Annotated in this window: 15 protein-coding genes and 1 pseudogene; 7 read left to right on the forward strand and 9 right to left on the reverse strand. The window is 71.7% G+C overall.

The features are described from left to right. Positions 1-14: 14 nt before the first annotated feature. The 3 genes from ACFYSH_RS08930 to ACFYSH_RS08940 all read right to left on the reverse strand — a co-directional run bounded on the left by ACFYSH_RS08930 (position 15) and on the right by ACFYSH_RS08940 (position 3,237). Positions 15-2,441, reverse strand: coding sequence for an ABC transporter (locus ACFYSH_RS08930; RefSeq protein ID WP_388751558.1), 2,427 nt, complete (start codon positions 2,439-2,441; stop codon positions 15-17). Between the two features lie 97 nt (positions 2,442-2,538). Beyond that, entirely contained in the window at positions 2,539-2,730 is a 192-nt protein-coding gene (locus ACFYSH_RS08935) for a DUF6381 family protein (protein ID WP_359473766.1), read from the reverse strand. Positions 2,731-3,021: 291 nt separating this feature from the next. Then, positions 3,022-3,237, reverse strand: coding sequence for a dodecin (locus ACFYSH_RS08940; protein WP_099175818.1), 216 nt, complete (start codon positions 3,235-3,237; stop codon positions 3,022-3,024). A 125-nt stretch (positions 3,238-3,362) separates the two neighbouring features. On the opposite strand from ACFYSH_RS08940, the pseudogene ACFYSH_RS08945 reads away from it, so the two are divergent. From ACFYSH_RS08945 to ACFYSH_RS08955, 3 genes and pseudogenes are all read left to right on the forward strand, one after another. Beyond that, positions 3,363-3,992 (forward strand): annotated as a pseudogene (locus tag ACFYSH_RS08945) (extracellular solute-binding protein); the annotation flags it as partial. 177 nt (positions 3,993-4,169) lie between these two features. Continuing rightward, the gene (locus ACFYSH_RS08950) at positions 4,170-4,982 is read left to right on the forward strand and encodes a GNAT family N-acetyltransferase (RefSeq protein WP_388751560.1); all 813 of its coding nucleotides are present in this window, start codon (positions 4,170-4,172) and stop codon (positions 4,980-4,982) included. Further along, positions 4,979-5,818 (forward strand): lysophospholipid acyltransferase family protein, encoded by an 840-nt coding sequence (locus ACFYSH_RS08955; protein WP_359473759.1) that lies wholly within the window; start codon positions 4,979-4,981, stop codon positions 5,816-5,818. The genes ACFYSH_RS08950 and ACFYSH_RS08955 overlap by 4 nt, the downstream gene beginning before the upstream one ends. On the opposite strand, the gene egtD is transcribed toward ACFYSH_RS08955, so the two are convergent. From egtD to egtA, 4 genes are read right to left on the reverse strand one after another with little or no spacing between them, the layout of a single operon-like run. After that, the gene (gene egtD, locus ACFYSH_RS08960) at positions 5,761-6,723 is read right to left on the reverse strand and encodes an L-histidine N(alpha)-methyltransferase (RefSeq protein ID WP_359473756.1); all 963 of its coding nucleotides are present in this window, start codon (positions 6,721-6,723) and stop codon (positions 5,761-5,763) included. The genes ACFYSH_RS08955 and egtD overlap by 58 nt on opposite strands. Then, on the reverse strand, positions 6,720-7,475 hold the full coding sequence (gene egtC / locus ACFYSH_RS08965; RefSeq protein ID WP_359473753.1) for an ergothioneine biosynthesis protein EgtC: 756 nt from the start codon (positions 7,473-7,475) through the stop codon (positions 6,720-6,722). Before egtC ends, egtD begins: the two co-directional genes overlap by 4 nt. Next, positions 7,475-8,812: an ergothioneine biosynthesis protein EgtB gene (gene egtB / locus ACFYSH_RS08970; protein ID WP_388751563.1), complete on the reverse strand. Its 1,338-nt coding sequence runs from the start codon at positions 8,810-8,812 to the stop codon at positions 7,475-7,477. The genes egtC and egtB overlap by 1 nt, the downstream gene beginning before the upstream one ends. After that, the gene (egtA, locus tag ACFYSH_RS08975; protein WP_359473747.1) at positions 8,809-10,107 is read right to left on the reverse strand and encodes an ergothioneine biosynthesis glutamate--cysteine ligase EgtA; all 1,299 of its coding nucleotides are present in this window, start codon (positions 10,105-10,107) and stop codon (positions 8,809-8,811) included. The genes egtB and egtA overlap by 4 nt, the downstream gene beginning before the upstream one ends. A gap of 146 nt (positions 10,108-10,253) precedes the next feature. On the opposite strand from egtA, the gene ACFYSH_RS08980 reads away from it, so the two are divergent. Continuing rightward, complete coding sequence (locus ACFYSH_RS08980; RefSeq protein WP_359473744.1) at positions 10,254-11,090, forward strand: TIGR02452 family protein; 837 nt, start codon at positions 10,254-10,256, stop codon at positions 11,088-11,090. On the opposite strand, the gene ACFYSH_RS08985 is transcribed toward ACFYSH_RS08980, so the two are convergent. Continuing rightward, positions 11,075-11,542: a type II toxin-antitoxin system PemK/MazF family toxin gene (locus ACFYSH_RS08985; RefSeq protein ID WP_359473741.1), complete on the reverse strand. Its 468-nt coding sequence runs from the start codon at positions 11,540-11,542 to the stop codon at positions 11,075-11,077. The two genes, ACFYSH_RS08980 and ACFYSH_RS08985, sit on opposite strands and share 16 nt — an antisense overlap. 154 nt (positions 11,543-11,696) lie before the next feature. On the opposite strand from ACFYSH_RS08985, the gene ACFYSH_RS08990 reads away from it, so the two are divergent. Then, positions 11,697-12,056: a hypothetical protein gene (locus tag ACFYSH_RS08990; protein WP_388751566.1), complete on the forward strand. Its 360-nt coding sequence runs from the start codon at positions 11,697-11,699 to the stop codon at positions 12,054-12,056. 78 nt (positions 12,057-12,134) lie between these two features. Here the strand turns inward: ACFYSH_RS08990 and trxA are convergent, their stop codons facing one another. Continuing rightward, the gene (gene trxA, locus ACFYSH_RS08995) at positions 12,135-12,515 is read right to left on the reverse strand and encodes a thioredoxin (protein ID WP_359473735.1); all 381 of its coding nucleotides are present in this window, start codon (positions 12,513-12,515) and stop codon (positions 12,135-12,137) included. A 115-nt stretch (positions 12,516-12,630) separates the two neighbouring features. Between trxA and ACFYSH_RS09000 the strand changes: the two genes are divergently transcribed. Next, entirely contained in the window at positions 12,631-14,076 is a 1,446-nt protein-coding gene (locus ACFYSH_RS09000) for an NAD(P)/FAD-dependent oxidoreductase (protein WP_359473732.1), read from the forward strand. 781 nt (positions 14,077-14,857) lie between these two features. Further along, on the forward strand, positions 14,858-16,285 hold the full coding sequence (locus tag ACFYSH_RS09005; protein ID WP_359473730.1) for an MFS transporter: 1,428 nt from the start codon (positions 14,858-14,860) through the stop codon (positions 16,283-16,285). Positions 16,286-16,854 lie beyond the last annotated feature (569 nt).

A 16,854-nucleotide genomic window follows, 5' to 3' on the forward strand; every position in this document is an offset into this window, starting at 1 on the left:
GCCTCCGCGGGGAGTCAGCCCGTCCGCATCGCCTTCGCCAGGTACGCGGCCGTACGGCTCCCCGCAGCGCGGGAGACCTCCCGGGGCGTCCCCGCGGCGACGATCCGGCCGCCCCCGTCCCCGCCTCCTGGACCCAGGTCGATCACCTGGTCCGCACGGGCCACCACCGCCATGTCGTGCTCCACGACCACCACGGTGTTCCCCGCGTCCACCAGGCCGTGCAACTGCCGCATCAGCACCTCCACATCGGCCGGATGCAGCCCCGTCGTCGGCTCGTCCAGCAGGTAGAGCGTGTGTCCCCTCCGGGCACGCTGCAGCTCCGTGGCGAGCTTGATGCGCTGCGCCTCACCGCCCGACAGCTCCGTCGCCGGCTGGCCCAGGCGCAGGTAGCCGAGCCCCACGTCCAGCAGGGCCCGCAGACTGCGCTCGGCCGCCGGGGTCCCGGCGAGGAATCCGGCCGCCGCCTCCACCGTCAGGTCCAGCACCTCGGCGATCGTGAACCCGCGCAGGGTGACCTCCAGCGTCCGCGGGTTGTAGCGCGCGCCGTGGCAGTCCGGGCAGGGAGCGTACGTACTCGGCAGGAAGAGCAGCTCGACCGAGACGAACCCCTCGCCCTGACAGGTCTCGCACCGGCCGCCCGCCACGTTGAACGAGAACCGGCCTGCCCGGTACTTCCGGGACCGCGCCGTCTCCGTGTCCGCGAACAGTTTCCGTACGACGTCGAACAGCCCGGTGTACGTGGCCAGGTTGGACCGGGGTGTACGGCCGATCGGCCTCTGGTCGACCTGCACGAGGCGGTCCACCGTCTCCAGACCCTCCGCCGAGGCGCAGCCCCAAGCCACCGGCCCGGACGGCTCTTGCGCCGTCTCCACCGACCGCCGGTCGGCGAGCACACCCGCCAGGACCTGACCGACGAGGGTCGACTTGCCAGACCCGGACACACCGGTGACCGCCGTCAGCACACCGAGAGGGAACGCGGCGTCGACGCCGCGCACATTGTGCAGCTCCACCCCGCGCAGCGTGATCCAGCCGGACGGGGTGCGCGGCTCGCGCACCGGCGCAGGGTCCTCGTCGAAGAGGAACCGCCGGGTCGCGGATCCGGCCACCCCGGCCAGCTCCGCCGGAGGGCCGCTGTGCAGGACCCGGCCACCGTGCTCGCCCGCCAGCGGCCCCACGTCCACCAGCCAGTCGGCCTGCCGCACCACATCCATCTGGTGCTCCACCACGAACACCGAGTTCCCCGCCTGCCTGAGCCTGCCGAGTACACCGAGCAGGGACTCCGTGTCGGCGGGGTGGAGGCCCGCAGACGGCTCGTCCAGGACGTAGACGACGCCGAACAGCCCCGACCGCAGCTGCGTGGCGAGCCTCAGCCGCTGCAGCTCGCCCGAGGAGAGCGTCGGGGCCGTACGGTCGAGGCTGAGATAGCCCAGGCCCAGCTCGGTGACCGGCTCGATGCGTGCCAGCAGGTCGGCCGTCAGCACCCGTGCCGTGTCGCTCCCGCCGCCCGACTCCAGCAGCACCTCGGTGAGGGTGGTGAGAGGGAGGGCGGAAAGACCGGCGATCGTACGGCCGGCGAAGGTGACCGCCATGGCCTCCGGCCGCAGCCGGCCGCCTCCGCACACCGGACATGGCGCGCTCGTCAGGAAACGCTCCGCCTTCGCCCGCAGCGTCCGGCTCCTGGAATCCGCGAACGTGTGCATCACATAGCGGCGCGCGCTCATGTACGTGCCCTGATAGGGGCGTTGGATGCGGCCCGCGTCGCGCACCGGATGGACCGTCACCACCGGCTGCTCCTCGGTGAACAGGATCCATGCGCGGTCCGCCGGCTGCAACTCCCGCCAGGGACGCTCGATGTCGTACCCGAGGGCGTCCAGCACATCGCGCAGGTTCTTGCCCTGCCAGGCTCCCGGCCAGGCAGCGATCGCTCCCTCCCGGATCGACAACGACGGGTTCGGCACGAGCAGTTCCTCGGTGGTGCGGTGGATACGCCCCAGGCCGTGGCACTCGGGGCAGGCGCCGGCCGCCGTGTTCGGTGAGAAGGAGTCGGAGTCGAGCCGCTCGGCCCCCGGCGGATAGTCGCCGGCCCGAGAGAAGAGCATGCGCAGGGAGTTGGACAGTGTGGTCACCGTGCCCACCGAGGAGCGTGACCCGGGCGCCGACCGGCGCTGCTCCAAGGACACTGCGGGGGGCAGGCCGGTGATCTCACCGACGTCGGGCGCCCCCACCTGATGGATCAGCCGACGGGCGTACGGTGCGACGGACTCGAAATAGCGGCGCTGCGCCTCCGCGTAGATCGTTCCGAAGGCCAGGGACGACTTCCCCGAGCCCGAGACCCCGGTGAACACCGCGAGGGTGTCACGCGGGATGTCGACGTCCACGTCGCGGAGGTTGTGCTCGCGCGCGCCACGCACCCGAACGTAAGGATCATGTGGGGTGGTCATCGGCTGCACGGCTCCGTGGAAGATCGGTGGGTGGGCATGCTCGTGCCGGTGATCCTCCCGCACGGGTGAGGACCACCGGCATCGAGGGGCGCCGGACCTACACCATCGGGTCCATGCCGCGGTCGCGCATGGAACTCTCCTGTTCGCTCTGCTCCCGCAGGCGGCGGGCCTTGTCCTGGAGCCGCTGCCGCTGCTCGGGATCGGTGGCGCGTTCTGCGGCCTCGTTCAGTTCCTGCGCCTTGGCACGCAACTGCTGGGCACGACCGCCGGACTCACCTGCACTACTCATGATCACTCCTGGATCTGTGGGGGAGCGGACACAGTCCAGCGAACCAGCGCCCGGGGCCGCCTGCATCTCGAGCGGCCACGCACCCGGGGCACGCGCCCGCTCTGGGGCCGCGAGGCGCGCGTTCTCGTCGATGACGACGAGCTGGTGTGTGACGCGGCCGAGAAGGCCGGTTTCACGGTGGTACGCGCCCGGTGGGCCGTGGCCGCCCCCACGTTGCAGGACGCTCAGGAGCGTGAGGGAGGTACCTGTGGGATAACCGGGCGCGGTCGTCGTCGGGGCCGGTGCGGCCTGTCAGGCCTTCTCGTCGAGCCGGAAACCGACCTTGAGTCCCACCTGGTAGTGAGCGATGCGACCGTCCTCGATATGGCCTCGGACCTGCGTCATCTCGAACCAGTCGAGATTGTGCAACGTTTCGGAGGCTCTTGCGACGCCGTTCCGGATCGCCGCGTCAAGGCCCTCCTCGGAGGTTCCCACGATCTCGGTGACCCGATAGGTGTGATTAGACATCTAATGACTCCTTTCGTGGTTCCACGGTGCCTCACTCCGGGTCGGAGCGCGAGGTGTCCGCCCCCGTGCGTCACGGCGGGGCCGGGGCTTGACCCGCCCGGGTTCTGTCATGTCGTCGTGCCGTTTCGGAGTGGGTGGACATCACGGAGAGACTGGCCACCACCGGCCGACAGGGCATCAATCTCGCCGGGCAGAACTGGTACGTGCTGGCCGGGGTCATCTGGGACGAAGGCGGCGAACTGGCCGAGGACAGCGGCGGCGACTGGAAGGGAGCCCTCGACTCGCCCGCCGCACTGCGGGGCATGGACTTCTACCGGACACTCCAGACGCTCGGCAGCGGGCCCAAGGACGCCGACGAGCAGTCACCCCCGGAGACCGACGCGTTCGCCGGGGGCGAGGTCGCCCAGATCATCTCCGTGCCCGGCAGCGCCGCGCTCATCGAACAGCAGAACCCCGAACTCAAGGGAAAGCTGGGCTACTTCCCCATTCCCGGCAAGAACGCGAAGAAGCCGGGTGCCGTCCTCACCGGCGGGTCCGACCTGATCGTGCCCGAAGGCGCCGATCAACGGGGCGAAGGCATCGAAGTCGTCAAGGCCCTCGCGGGGCCGGCAACACCCAATTCGCCCTACTGGCCGGCCGTCGAGGCGGACAATCCGATCAAGCCGTACATGACCGCGGTGCTGGAGGGTGGCGATCCCGCGGAAGAGGCGAAGAAGGCGTCCGACCGCATCACCTCCAAGCTGATCAGCGGCTGACCGTGCGCGGGGCGGGCCCACCGGCCGTGCGACCCGGGGATTCAGCCGTCGCACATCCCTTCGCTCCACAGCGGTCACGTCGAATCCAGCCGGTCACGGAAGAAGTAGGGGGCCGGGCCGTCGCACTCCCGCGACGGCCCGGCAGCCGCACCCGCTGATCCGTCCCCGGAGACTGCCATGACCGTGCTGCCCACCTCCCCCTCCACCGTATCCGTCGGTGTACCCGCGCCGCGTCCGGCCACTGCCGCCACGCCCTCGGCATACCGCGTCTCTCTGGCCACCTGCCAGGACGACGTACGCGCCGCCCAGCGCCTGCGCCACCTGGTGTTCGCCGGAGAACTCGGCGCTCGGCTCGACAGCGCCGAACCCGGCCTGGACAGCGACGCCTTCGACGCGTTCTGCGACCATCTGCTGGTGCGCGAGGTGGCCACCGGAGAGGTCGTCGCCACGTACCGGCTGCTGCCGCCCGAGGGTGCTCGGCTCGCGGGCCGGCTCTACGCGGAGAGCGAGTTCGACCTCGGGCGGCTCGACCCGATCCGCGGCGACCTCGTGGAAGTGGGGAGGTCATGCGTGCACCCCGCACACCGCGACGGCGCCGTCATCGCACTGATCTGGGCCGGGCTCGCCCGCTACATGGAGCGCACCGGCCACACCTGGCTGGCCGGCTGCTGCTCCGTACCTCTGGCTGACGGAGGGGCACTGGCCGCCAGGAGCTGGGACACCGTACGGACCCATCACCTGGCGCCCGAGGAGTACTGGGTCACCCCCCACCGGCTCTGGGACACCACCGGACACCCCGGTGGCGGCGCCGGCGGCCGCGCCGGACTGCCGCCGTTGCTGCGCGGTTATCTGCGCCTCGGCGCCTGGGTCTGCGGAGCCCCAGCCCACGACCCGGACTTCGACGTCGCGGACCTCTACGTCCTGCTCTCGATGCGCCGCACCGACCCCCGCTACCTGCGCCACTTCCTCTCGCTGGCGCCGCTGCGATGAGCGCCTGGCTACCCATCGCCTCCTGCACCCCGCGCGACTGCGCACGCCACGAGGGCGCCAGGCGCGCCCCCCTGCCCGCCGTGGCCCTGCTGCTCGCCGGGTGCGCCCTCACCTTCCTGGGGGTGCTCTGCGTACCCGCGGTGCTGCTCCTGGCGCCCACGCACCGCGACCGGCTGATCCGCCGGTGGGCGTACGGGGTGGTGCGGTCCTTCGGCGTACGCATACGGGTCACCGGGTGCCCCGTGGAACGGGCCCGGCCGCAGGTGGGCGAGCTCGTGGTCGCCCACCACGTCTCGTGGCTGGACATCCCGCTCGTGGCCGCCGTCCTTCCGGCCCGCATGGTCGCCAAGAGCGAGATACGTCACTGGCCGCTGCTCGGACCGCTCGCCGCGCTCGGCGGCACGCTGTTCATCGAGCGGGACCGGCTGCGGGCTCTGCCGGAGGCGGTGCGGGCCGTCGCAGGAGCACTGGCCTCAGGATCACGGGTCGCCGTGTTCCCGCAGGGCAGCACCTGGTGCGGCAGGAGCGGCGGCGGGCGGTACCGGCCCGCAGCCTTCCAGGCGGCGATCGACGCCGGCGCCGCCGTCCGTCCGGTCCGCATCAGTTACCGGACGACGCACACGGACACGGCGGGAGCCGCCGCGTTCGTCGGGGACGACCCGCTCGCCGCCTCGCTGTGGCGCGTGGTGACCGCCGCCGGACTCACCGCCGAGATCCGGATCCTGCCGCCGGTCCTCCTGGACGGTGAGCCCGGCCGGCGGGCCCTGGCCCGCGCGGCTCAGTCGGCCGTCGCCAGAGACAGTGCGAACCTGCCCGCTCCATCCGTCCACCACTGATCCAGTCGCAGGCCGGCAGCGGCCAGCTCGTCGCGCACCCTTTCCTCACGGAACTTCGCCGAGATCTCGGTGCGCAACTCCTCGCCCTCCTCGAAGTGCACGACGAGATCCAGCTCCCTGATCTTGACCGTCAGTGCCCGTCGGGCGGCCAGCCGCATCTCGACCCACTCGTGGTCCGGGTCCCAGAGGGCCACATGAGCGAAGTCCTCGAGCGGGAAGTCCGCCCCCAGCTCGCGGTTCACCACCGCCAGCACGTTCTTGTTGAAGGCGGCCGTCACCCCGGCCGCATCGTCGTACGCCGCCACGAGAGTCGCCTCGTCCTTGACCAGGTCCGTGCCGAGCAGCAGCCCGTCCCCGGGCGCGAGCCGCGTCCGCACGGACCGCAGGAACTCGGCGCGTTCCTCCGGGAGCAGGTTGCCCAGCGTTCCGCCGAGGAACGCCACCAGCCGTGGCCCCGGGGTCCTGGGCAGCTCCAGCTCATGTGTGAAATCGGCGACGAGCGCGTGCACGGAGAGCCCTGGACGTTCCGCCAGCAGCGCCTCGGCCGCACCCGCGAGGGCGCTCTCGCTGACGTCGACGGGCACATACGTGTGCAGCGCCGGCAGCGCGTCCAGCAGGTGCCTGGTCTTCTCGGAGGAGCCCGACCCCAACTCGATCAGGGTTCGCGCCCCGGACGCCTCGGCGATGTCACCGGCATGGGCGATCAGGATCTCCCGCTCGGCACGGGTCGGGTAGTACTCGGCCAGCCGGGTGATCTCCTCGAACAGGACACTGCCGCGCGCGTCGTAGAACCATTTGGGCGGCAGTGTCTTCGGATGCCGCGCCAGACCGCTCAGCACGTCGGCGCGCAGCGCCGCGTCCGTCGCGTCCGCGGGCAGGGTGCGGGTCAGCTGGAAGGGACTCACGCGGTGGGCTCCTTGAGCGGGGTCAGCAGGACGTCGGTGCGCGTCGCGGTCAGCAAGGTGCGGTCCGGGACCTCGGTCCAGTGCGGATCGTCGTCATACGGCTCCGAGGCCACCACCGTGCGGTGACCCGGTTCGTGCAGATACCAGAGAGAGTCGCCCCAGGTGGTCGCCACGACGGTGGTGCCGTCGGTGAGCAGCAGATTGAGGCGGGAACCGGGGGCGGCGGAGCCGACGTCGACCACCGTGTCGGCGACCGCCCGCGCTATCTCGTCACCCTGCGCCGCGCGGTGCAGGACCAGTGCCCAGACCAGCGCCGAATCGCTCCGCGCCGCCAGTGCGAGCAGCCTGTCGGGCGGCAGGCCACCGGCCAGCGGAGCGAGGGAGCCGGGCCAGCCGCGGACCGCACCGTTGTGACTGAACAGCAGCCTCCCCTCGGCGAAAGGAGCGGCGGCGGCCTCCCCGTCCGCCCCGGCGAACGTCGCGTCGCGGACCGCGGCGAGCAGCGCCGTGCTGCGCACCACACGGGCCAGATCGGCGAAGGTCTCGTCGCCCCAGACGGGACCCGTGCGGCGGTAGCGGCCCGGCACGGAGTCCCCCTCCGCGTACCAGCCGACGCCGAACCCGTCGGCGTTGACGGTGCCGTAGCGCTGACGCCGGGGCTCCCAGGACTGGCGTACGAGGCCGTGAGCGGGCGAGACCAGAACCTCCCCGAGTGTCACCGGAGGTCCTACATAGGCAATATGACGGCACATCAGGCGTCCCTCGCCGTGCGGAAGCCGGAGAAGATCTGGCGCCGGACCGGAAGGTCCCAGTTACGGAACGTGCCGCGGCAGGCCACCGGATCCACGGCGAACGAACCGCCGCGCAGCACCTTGTGCCCAGGGCCGAAGAACACCTCCGAGTACTCGCGGTACGGGAAAGCGGCGAAGCCGGGGTAGGGCAGGAAGTCGCTCGACGTCCACTCCCACACATCACCGATCATCTGGCCCGCGCCCGCAGGGGACCGGCCGGCCGGGTACGCGCCCGCAGCGGCGGGCCGCAGGTGCCGCTGACCCAGATTGGCCCGTTCGGGTGTCGGGTCCTCGTCGCCCCAGGGGTAGCGCAGCGAACGCCCCGAGGCGGGGTCGTGGCGGGCGGCCTTCTCCCATTCCGGCTCGGTCGGCAGACGCCTGCCTGCCCAGCGGGCGTAGGCGTCCGCCTCGTACCAGCTGACGTGGAGCACCGGCTCGTCGGCCGGTACGGGTTCGGTCACCCCGAAACGCCGCCGCAGCCACTGTCCGGCGTCCAGGTGCCAGAACAGCGGAGCGCTCAGGCCGTGTTCGCGGATCATCGCCCAGCCCTCGGGCGCCCACCAGCGTTCCTCGCCGTAACCGCCGTCCTCGATGAAGCGCTGGAACGCGCCGCAGGTGACCGGCGAGGTGTCGATGTGGAACGCCGCCACGTCACGCCGGTGCGCTGGCCTCTCGTTGTCCAGGGCCCAGGGCTCGGTCGAGGTCCCCATGGTGAAGGGGCCAGCGGGAACGAGCACTTCGCCGGGCGGCGTGGCGCCCTCGGGCCGCGGCGGCTCCGGTGCGCTGAGCACCGCCGGCCCCGAGCGCAGCTGATGAGTGATCAGCATCGTCTCGTCGTGCTGCTGTTCGTGCTGGGCGACCATGCCGAAGGCGAAACCCGCCCGTTCCAACGGACGCCCTCCGTCGTGCAGCGGGGCGCCGCCGAGGATGTCCAGGGCCCTGCCGCGTACGTCGGCGGCGTAGGTCCGTGCCTCCGCCGGTGCCAGCAGGGGCAGCGAGGGCCGGCTGGCCCGGGAGTGCTCGAAGGCGTCGTACAGTCCGTCGATCTCGGGACGGAGCGCGTCGCGGCCGCCCACGGCCCGGAGCAGCCACAGCTCCTCCTGGTTCCCGATGTGTGCGAGGTCCCAGACCAGGGGTGACATCAAGGGGGAGTGCTGTGCGGTGAGTTCGCGGTCGTCGACGCTGTCGGTGAGCGCGGCGGTGCGTTCACGGGCGGCGAGGAGTGCGGCCAGGGCACGCTCGCGCAGCGTCTCCGCGTCGAGTTCCGGACCGGTGTGCGGAGCGGGAGGGTCAGTCATCGGGCCAAACCCTTTCCGTACGGCGTTCGTGCCGGGTCGGGAAGATCGTCGGCCGGACACCGGCCCCGGGCCACATAACGCTCGTTGAAGGCGGCCACCGTCCCGAGGACGTGGCTGCTCGCCCCCATCCTGGGAAGCGCCTCCAGCGCCGCCCGGAAGCAGACGGCTGCCGCCGCCGCCAGCTCCGGATCGCTCAGCCCGTCGCGGGCCGCGGCCGTCCAGAGCGGGTTGCGGGGCGCGGCCGGCAGACCCGCCGTCTCGGCCAGCGGTTTCACGGTGCGGTACACGGTTTCCGCCGCCTCGGGGTCGTCGAACAGGGCGGTGACGACGGCCAGGGGCACCAACCAGCCGTCGGTGCCGGACTGGGCGTCGATCATGCGCAGTTCCAGGTGCCCGCGGGGGCGCATCGGGGGGAACAACGTCGTGAGGTGGTAGTCGAGGTCGGCCCGCACCGGCGGCCTCGGCCCCCCGCCGCGGATCCAGTCCCTGAACGTCAGCGCCTCCGGCACGGCCCAGGGGCCGTTTTCGCTCCGGACGCACATCACCGGCGTGGCGAGCACATGGGCGGCCCAGGCGTCCCGGGGAGCGAGGCGGCTCCGCGGCGCGAGCGACCTGGTCGGATCGAGAGCGGCCCACAGCGCCTGCCGCGTCGACTGCCAGCCGGTGCGCCGGCCCTGCCGGTAGGGCGAGTTGGCGAACGCGGCCACCAGCACCGCGCCCAGCAGATGCCCGAGCTGCCAGCGCCGCCCGTAGCCCAGGGGACCCGGCTCCTCCTCACCGGCGTCCAGACAGACCTGGACGGAGGCGGAGGTGCACATCATGGCGCGGCCGGAGGGCCCCGACCGGTCGAGCGCGGCTTCCATGGCATCGTAACGCGGCTCCCGGAGCAGACGGCGGGGCGGATGCCACGGATCCACGCCGATGCCGGAAAGGGACAGCCCGGCCCGGCCGAGGGTGTCGCGCACCGAAACCAGATCGGCGGCCGTGGCGTCGATGCACGCCATCAGGGAATCCGCCGGCTGGGAGCTGAGCTCCAGCTGACCACCCGGTTCGAAGGTCAGTGCAGCGTCCAGCTCGGTCGCGCGCACGGCCTCGGCCGCGGCGAGCAGACGTTCGTGGGAGACGGCGACCTCGGGATGCCCGAGGTCGTGGACGAGCCATTCCAGCTCCACACCGACCGTCCGGGGCGGCCCCGTCTTGAAACATATGCCGCGCAGCAGATCCTCCGCCTCGTCCTCGCCGAGGGGCGTCACGTCGACGGGCGGTCCGTGCTGGCCGAGAGTGTCCGGGGGCATGCTGGGCCTCCTCTTCGGGTGCTTGCTTCCCACCCAAACCCTTACCGGGAGTTCGCACAAGGGTGCCCCCGCGCGACGAAAAAGCGGTTGCGTCCATGCCGCCGGCCGTCCAGCATGCCCCGTATGCACCACACGGGGGGGCGCCCATGAGCGCACGGCTGCGCGGCATCGCGCGGGAGACCGAGTCCATCGTCCTGGCCGGGCGTTACCGCACGCCCGAGGGGCGCGAGGTTTCGATCGAGCGCGCCCTGACCACCGCGCTCTCCGGCACCCGGCTGTACGGCCCCGAGCCCGTACCCGTGGCCGTACTGGACACCGACCGCGAACCGGTCATCGAGGTGACGGGCGAGACGAGTCTGCAGGCGGCGCGCCGGATGACGGGCGAGTCGACGGCAAGGGTCGCCGTGCTGAACTACGCCTCCGCCCGCAACCCCGGCGGCGGCTACCTGAACGGCGCGCAGGCCCAGGAGGAGTCCCTGTGCCGCGGCTCCGCGCTCCACGCCACGCTGCTGCGCGCCCCCGAGTTCTACGCCCACCACCGCGCGGAGCGCAGCGCCTTCTACACGGACCGGGTCATCCACTCACCCGGCGTTCCGGTCTTCCGTGACGACCGGGGAAGGCTGCTGGAGTCTCCGTACGCCGCCGGATTCCTCACCTCACCCGCGCCCAACGCCGGAGTCGTCCGCAGCCGCGAACCGGACCTGGTCCCTCGCATACCCGCCGCCCTGGCGAGCCGCGCCGAACGGGTGCTCGAGGTCGCCGCCGTCCGCGGCTACCGCCGACTGGTGCTGGGCGCGTGGGGCTGCGGGGTCTTCATGAACGACCCGGCCGACGTGGCCGGCGCGTTCCGCGCCCTGCTCACCGACGGCGGGCGGTTCGCGGGCCACTTCGAGCAGATCGTCTTCGGCGTTCCGGACCGCGACCCCGACTCCGCCGTCCGCGCGGCCTTCACGCACGCCTTCCGCGGTCAGCTCCAGCCGTAGCGCTCCCGCAGCCGCTCCACCACCCGGTCGAACCTGCCCCGGTCCAGCGCACAGGCCTCGCGCCGCATCCCGTCCTCACGCACCCGCAGTACCCGGTCCACATCCGCCCAGGACGGCCGTCCCGAGCTGTCCCACGGGCCGGCGCCCAGGGCGACCCACTCGTGGTCCCCGTCGTGCTGCTTGCTGGACAGCTGTACGGCGAGAAGCGTTCCCTCCTCCTCACGGGCCACCACGAGAACCGGCCGGTCCTTGCCCCGCCCGTCGTTCTCCTCGAACGGCACCCAGGTCCACACGATCTCACCAGGGTCCGGATCGCCGTCCCGGTCGGGGGCGTACGAGGTGCTGACGGGGCCCGCCGCGTGGGGGTCGGCCTCCGTGGTGGCGGCCGGGCCGCTGCGTCCCGGGAAGTCCGTCGTGCTGTCGCTGCTGTGGTCGGTGTGCTGGAACGTCATCGCAACACCGTAGGACGTGTGGCGACCGGTCCGTGGAGCGGGTCCGTGGAACAGGCCGCGGGCTCACCCTCACGATCACCTCCTTCCTCTCGTACGAGTCCGGGCGTGTCGTGCCGACGTGCGGTGCGGGCGGCGGGTGTCTAGCGTCGTCGGCATGAGTCATCCGCAGAGCTACGAAATCCTGCTCTTCCCGGAACCGGGGGAGTCCGCCGCCGGGGCGCCCGAGCCCGGCACCGCCATCCGCTCCGCGGTCGTGGCAGCCACCGGGGACACCGGGACCTCGGGCTACCCGCGCTACGCGGGAGACGGCATGGAGGCGGACATCGACACGGCCTCGCACACCGTGGAGGCCCTGCTGGTGGACGGTGCGGAGCTGGACTACGGCCTGACGGTCAGGATCGCCGAGCGCATCGGCGGTTCGGAGCCCCCGGAGCCGGACAGCGGCGGAACGCCGGCAGCTGACGCCGGGGAGGACGGCGCCCCGGGCGCATCAGCAGCCGCCCCCGCCTCATGACGTGGGCGGCCAATGACGTGATGGGGGCCCGGCCTGAACGGCCGGGCCCCCATCACGTCTGCCGCACGTCCGCCGGGACTACTGCTGCCCCTGCTGTGCCTGCTTCTGCTCCTCGACGGACTTGTGCACCTCGTCCATGTCCAGGTTGCGCGCCTGGCCGATGACGTCCTCCAGTGCCGCCTCGGGGAGCGCCCCGGGCTGCGAGAAGACCGCCACGTTGTCGCGGACGATCATCAGCGTGGGAATGGAGCGGATCTCGAAGGCCGCCGCCAGCTCCTGCTGCGCCTCCGTGTCGACCTTGGCGAAGACCAGATCGGGGTGACGCTCGGACGCCGAGTCGTAGACCGGGGCGAACTGCTTGCACGGGCCGCACCAGGAAGCCCAGAAGTCGATCAGCAGGAATTCGTTGTCGCTCACGACCTGATCGAAGTTTTCCTTGGTGAGCTCTACGGTGCTCATACTCTGTTACCTCTTCCTGGGACCGTTCGGACGTGTCCGGCACAACGGTGACGTCACTTGCGCTATTCCGCCTGCCCATGTGGCCGCGCGGCACACCCACGAGGACACTGTTCGCATGAATGATGCTGAAGGTGCGCGGAGCAGTGAATATGACGTGGTTGTCATCGGGGCGGGCCCGGTGGGGGAGAACGTGGCGGACCGTGCACGGGCCGCCGGGCTGAGCACCGCGGTGATCGAGTCGGAACTCATCGGCGGGGAGTGCTCGTACTGGGCGTGCATGCCCAGCAAGGCGCTGCTGCGCCCGGTCGTCGCACGGGCCGACGCCCGGCGGGTCCCCGGGCTGAGCGACGCGGTGCGGGGTCCGTTGGACGTCGACGCAGTCCTCGCCCACCGCGACTACGAGACCTCCCACTGGAAGGACGACGGACAGGTCGGCTGGCTGGAGGGTATCGGCGCGGACATCTACCGAGGCATGGGCCGGCTGACAGGAGTCCGTCAGGTGTCCGTGACGGCTTCCGACGGGTCGGTGCGGCACCTGACCGCGCGCCACGCCGTGGCCGTCTGCACCGGGAGCAGGGCCGTCGTCCCGGCCCTTCCCGGTGTCACGGACGTCAGGCCATGGACCAGCCGCGAGGCGACCAGCGCCAAGGAGGTGCCGGGCCGGCTCGTCGTCGTGGGCGGTGGGGTGGTCGGCGTGGAGATGGCGACCGTCTGGCAGGGCCTCGGCGCCGAGGTGACCATGCTGATCCGTGGGAAGGGTCTGCTCCCCAAGATGGAGCCCTTCGCGGGCGAACTGGTCGCGGAGGCCCTGACCGAGGCCGGCACGCGGATCCTGACCGGAGTGTCCGCCAAGGAGGTGCGCAGGGCGGGCCATGACGGTCCGGTCACCGTCGAACTGGACAACGGGGAACGGCTGGAGACCGACGAGATCCTCTTCGCCACCGGTCGGGCGCCGCGCACCGACGATCTGGGCCTCGACACGGTGGGGCTGAAGCCCGGCTCCTGGCTCGCCGTCGACGACAGCTGCCGCGTGGAGGGCAGCGACTGGCTGTACGCGGTCGGCGACGTCAACCACCGCGCGCTCCTGACCCACCAGGGCAAGTACCAGGCCCGCATCGCGGGAGCGGCGATCGCGGCCCGCGCGCAGAGAACGCCCTCGCTGGAGACGGACCGCTGGGGCGCGCACGCGGCCACCGCCGACCACGCGGCCGTCCCCCAGGTCGTGTTCACCGACCCGGAGGCCGCCTCGGTCGGTCTCACCTTCGCAGAGGCGGAAGCGGCGGGCCACCGGGTCCGCGCCGTCGACTACGACATGGCCTCGGTCGCCGGATCCGGCCTGTACGCGAAGGGGTACAAGGGCCGGGCCAGGATGGTCGTCGACCTGGACCGCGACATCCTGCTCGGCGTCACCTTCGTCGGACCGGGCATCGGTGAACTGCTGCACTCGGCGACGATCGCGGTGGCCGGTGAGGTGCCGATCGAGCGGCTCTGGCACGCGGTGCCCGCGTACCCGACGATCAGCGAGGTGTGGCTGCGGCTGCTGGAGGCTTTCAGGGGTTAGGAACCGCCGTTGAAGCTGGACGGCGGAGACGCCGATCGAGCGTTCCTGCGACGGTCCTGGCCGTTGCTGCATCGGTGCCCGTCGTCGTCCCTCCCCGTTGTCGGCTTCAACCTCCTTGCCCCGGCGCCGACGCGTGGACGTGCTCGCCGCACTCAAGGCTGTGGGCGGGCGCGTCATCGTGTGGGGCTGGCGACTGGGAGGCGTCGGGTGCCACCGACCCTATGACGCGGCCGAGGCTGGGGCCGTGGCTGCGGGGGGAGCGCGGCGCGTCGACGACCGGGTACTCATCCTGCCGTCCGCGGTGGCCCCCACCTGTAAGGAGGTTGTACGCGGCGGCCCTGTCATCGAGTGGGCCAGGGATATCAGATTTTCCAGCTCACCTGCCTCGCCGCCCCACGGGCCGCTGCGCTGTCAGCATCCCCGTCCGCAGCCGCACCGCCCCCGTGGACCTGTGCCTGGTGGGCCCGCGCGGAAGCGACCGCCACCTTCTTGACTGGCGGTCCGCGCGGAGGTGGCCGGGGGAGAGGGAGCGTCCACGCCTGCGGGCGCCGGCTCTCCCAGGTCCTGGGCGCGGCGAGGCGGCGGCCCGGTGCCGCCCCGCGACTGGTTCCGTGATCCCACAATCTGGACATTACTTAACCAGTCCGTGAGATGCGTGAGATCGTTGCGGTGCCCGCACCGGGCGCGCGGCCTTGCCACGAGGGGGACCTGCGCCGCCGTGCGGGACCGTCGGCCCTCCACGTCGACGGCCGCACTCCACCCTCGTGGGAAAGCCCCAGAGATGTCCGTTCCCACTACCGGGCCCGCCCAGGCCCCGTCGCAGTCCCCGGCCGAGGCCGCGCCCGCCAACTCGCGGTCCCGCGTCCTGATCGCCAGCCTCATCGGCACGACGATCGAGTTCTACGACTTCTACGTCTACGCAACCGCCGCGGTCCTGGTCTTCCCGCAACTCTTCTTCCCGAGCAGCGACGCGACCACGGCCCTGCTCTCCTCCTTCGCGGTCTTCGGCGCGGCGATGGTCGCCCGCCCGATCGGCGCGATCGTCTTCGGCCACCTCGGCGACCGCCTCGGCCGCAAGGGCACCCTGGTGGCCTCGCTGCTCACGATGGGCATCGCCACCTTCCTGATCGGCGTTCTGCCGACGTACGCGCAAGCCGGCTGGGTCGCCACGGCACTGCTGGTGCTGATGCGGCTCGCCCAGGGCTTCGCGCTCGGCGGCGAGTGGAGCGGCGCGGCCCTGGTCGCCACCGAGAACGCACCCGCCGGAAAGCGCGCGCTGTGGGGCACGTTCCCGCAGCTGGGCGCCCCGCTCGGGTTCATCATCGGCAATGGCCTCTTCCTGATCATCGGCGCGTTGCTGCCCTCCGCGGCGGGCGCCGACCCCTCGCAGCCCTCCGACGCCTTCCAGAGCTGGGGCTGGCGGATCCCGTTCCTGTTCTCCGCTGTCATGGTCGCGATCGGTCTGTGGGTACGCATGCGCCTGGTCGAGTCGCAGGTCTTCGCGAAGACGCAGGAGACCGGCAAGGTCCGCAAGCTGCCGTTGGCCACCGTCTTCCGCCACCACTGGAAGCAGCTGGTCCTCGGCAGCTTCGCGATGCTGGCGACATACGTCCTCTTCTATCTGATGACGACGTTCTCGCTGAGCTACGGCCGCACCGCTGAGGACGCGGACGTCCCGGGCCTCGGCTACAGCTACACCGCGTTCGTCCTGATGATGATCTTCGGTGTGCTGTTCTTCGCCGCGTTCACCCTGGTCTCCGGCCCGCTCGCGGACAAGTACGGCCGCCGCAAGACCCTCGCCTGGGTCACCGCCGGCATCATCGTCTTCGGCCTGGTCTGGGTGCCGCTGATCAACCTGGGCACGCTCGGCGTGGTCCTGTGGCTGGTCCTTGGCTTCACCCTGATGGGCACGACGTTCGGCCCGATGGGCGCGATGCTCCCGGAGCTCTTCCCGACCAGCGTCCGCTACACCGGCTCCGGCATCGCCTACAACGTCAGTTCCATCCTCGGCGCGGCCGTCGCCCCGTTCGTCGCGGTCGCCCTCTGGGAAGCCGGCGACGGCTCCCCGTGGCTGGTCGGCGTCTACCTCTCCGTGATGGGCGTCCTCACCCTGACCGCCCTCCTTATCGGCAAGGAGACGAAGGACGTGGCCCTGGACGAGGGTGAGGTCCCGGCGACCCCCGCCCGGGCCGAGGCCCCGTCCGCCTGACGCGGACCTGGTGCCGCGTCAAGCAACATTCGTCGGCCAGTACTCACGTAGGGTGCCTGGGTGTTCAATCGGCTTGAGGTCAGCGTGTTGCCACCGGGACCCCGATGGCTGCCCAGTTGTCTTTCCGGATCGAAGGCACGTGAGTGGTGGCTGCGGCGGTCGGAGAGGGAGGCCGCGGCCCGTTTGTCGAGGAGGCGTTGCCGGCCAGGGGGGGGCCACTCTGGGCGACCGGTGAGGGACGTCATGTAGTACTGGGTGAGCCCGGGTGCACGGGTGGATGCTGTGGCTACCGGTCTGTGTTCGTGCGGCGTCACGGGTGGGATCGTGGAGTGGTCCGACTGGCAGGTACCCGTTGATGACATGGTGCGGCGCATCGACGACGATCCCCTCATCGCTCTTGACGTGCAGGGCTTCTCCGCTGATCCGGCCGCCTACTGCACGGCGGCCGATCGACCCGGCCGGCCTCAGGGGGAGCGGTGGGGGGCCCCCCCCGCGGGGCCCCCCCCCCCCCCCCCCGGGGGCCCCCCCCCGGGCCCCCCCCCCCCGGGGGGGGGGGGCGGCCCCGCGGC

Source organism: Streptomyces sp. NPDC005791 (assembly GCF_042871485.1).
Lineage (GTDB): Bacteria > Actinomycetota > Actinomycetes > Streptomycetales > Streptomycetaceae > Streptomyces.

Excerpts from the sequence above, each read along its gene's own strand:
- ACFYSH_RS08950 (WP_388751560.1), top strand. The coding sequence starts at position 4,170 with ATGACCGTGCTGCCCACCTCCCCCTCCACCGTATCCGTCGGTGTACCC.
- egtA (WP_359473747.1), bottom strand. The coding sequence starts at position 10,107 with ATGCCCCCGGACACTCTCGGCCAGCACGGACCGCCCGTCGACGTGACG.
- ACFYSH_RS08935 (WP_359473766.1), bottom strand. The coding sequence starts at position 2,730 with ATGAGTAGTGCAGGTGAGTCCGGCGGTCGTGCCCAGCAGTTGCGTGCC.
- ACFYSH_RS08930 (WP_388751558.1), bottom strand. The coding sequence starts at position 2,441 with ATGACCACCCCACATGATCCTTACGTTCGGGTGCGTGGCGCGCGCGAG.
- ACFYSH_RS08990 (WP_388751566.1), top strand. The coding sequence starts at position 11,697 with ATGAGTCATCCGCAGAGCTACGAAATCCTGCTCTTCCCGGAACCGGGG.
- trxA (WP_359473735.1), bottom strand. The coding sequence starts at position 12,515 with ATGAGCACCGTAGAGCTCACCAAGGAAAACTTCGATCAGGTCGTGAGC.
- ACFYSH_RS09000 (WP_359473732.1), top strand. The coding sequence starts at position 12,631 with ATGAATGATGCTGAAGGTGCGCGGAGCAGTGAATATGACGTGGTTGTC.
- ACFYSH_RS08980 (WP_359473744.1), top strand. The coding sequence starts at position 10,254 with ATGAGCGCACGGCTGCGCGGCATCGCGCGGGAGACCGAGTCCATCGTC.
- ACFYSH_RS08955 (WP_359473759.1), top strand. The coding sequence starts at position 4,979 with ATGAGCGCCTGGCTACCCATCGCCTCCTGCACCCCGCGCGACTGCGCA.
- ACFYSH_RS08985 (WP_359473741.1), bottom strand. The coding sequence starts at position 11,542 with ATGACGTTCCAGCACACCGACCACAGCAGCGACAGCACGACGGACTTC.
- egtC (WP_359473753.1), bottom strand. The coding sequence starts at position 7,475 with ATGTGCCGTCATATTGCCTATGTAGGACCTCCGGTGACACTCGGGGAG.
- egtB (WP_388751563.1), bottom strand. The coding sequence starts at position 8,812 with ATGACTGACCCTCCCGCTCCGCACACCGGTCCGGAACTCGACGCGGAG.
- ACFYSH_RS09005 (WP_359473730.1), top strand. The coding sequence starts at position 14,858 with ATGTCCGTTCCCACTACCGGGCCCGCCCAGGCCCCGTCGCAGTCCCCG.
- ACFYSH_RS08940 (WP_099175818.1), bottom strand. The coding sequence starts at position 3,237 with ATGTCTAATCACACCTATCGGGTCACCGAGATCGTGGGAACCTCCGAG.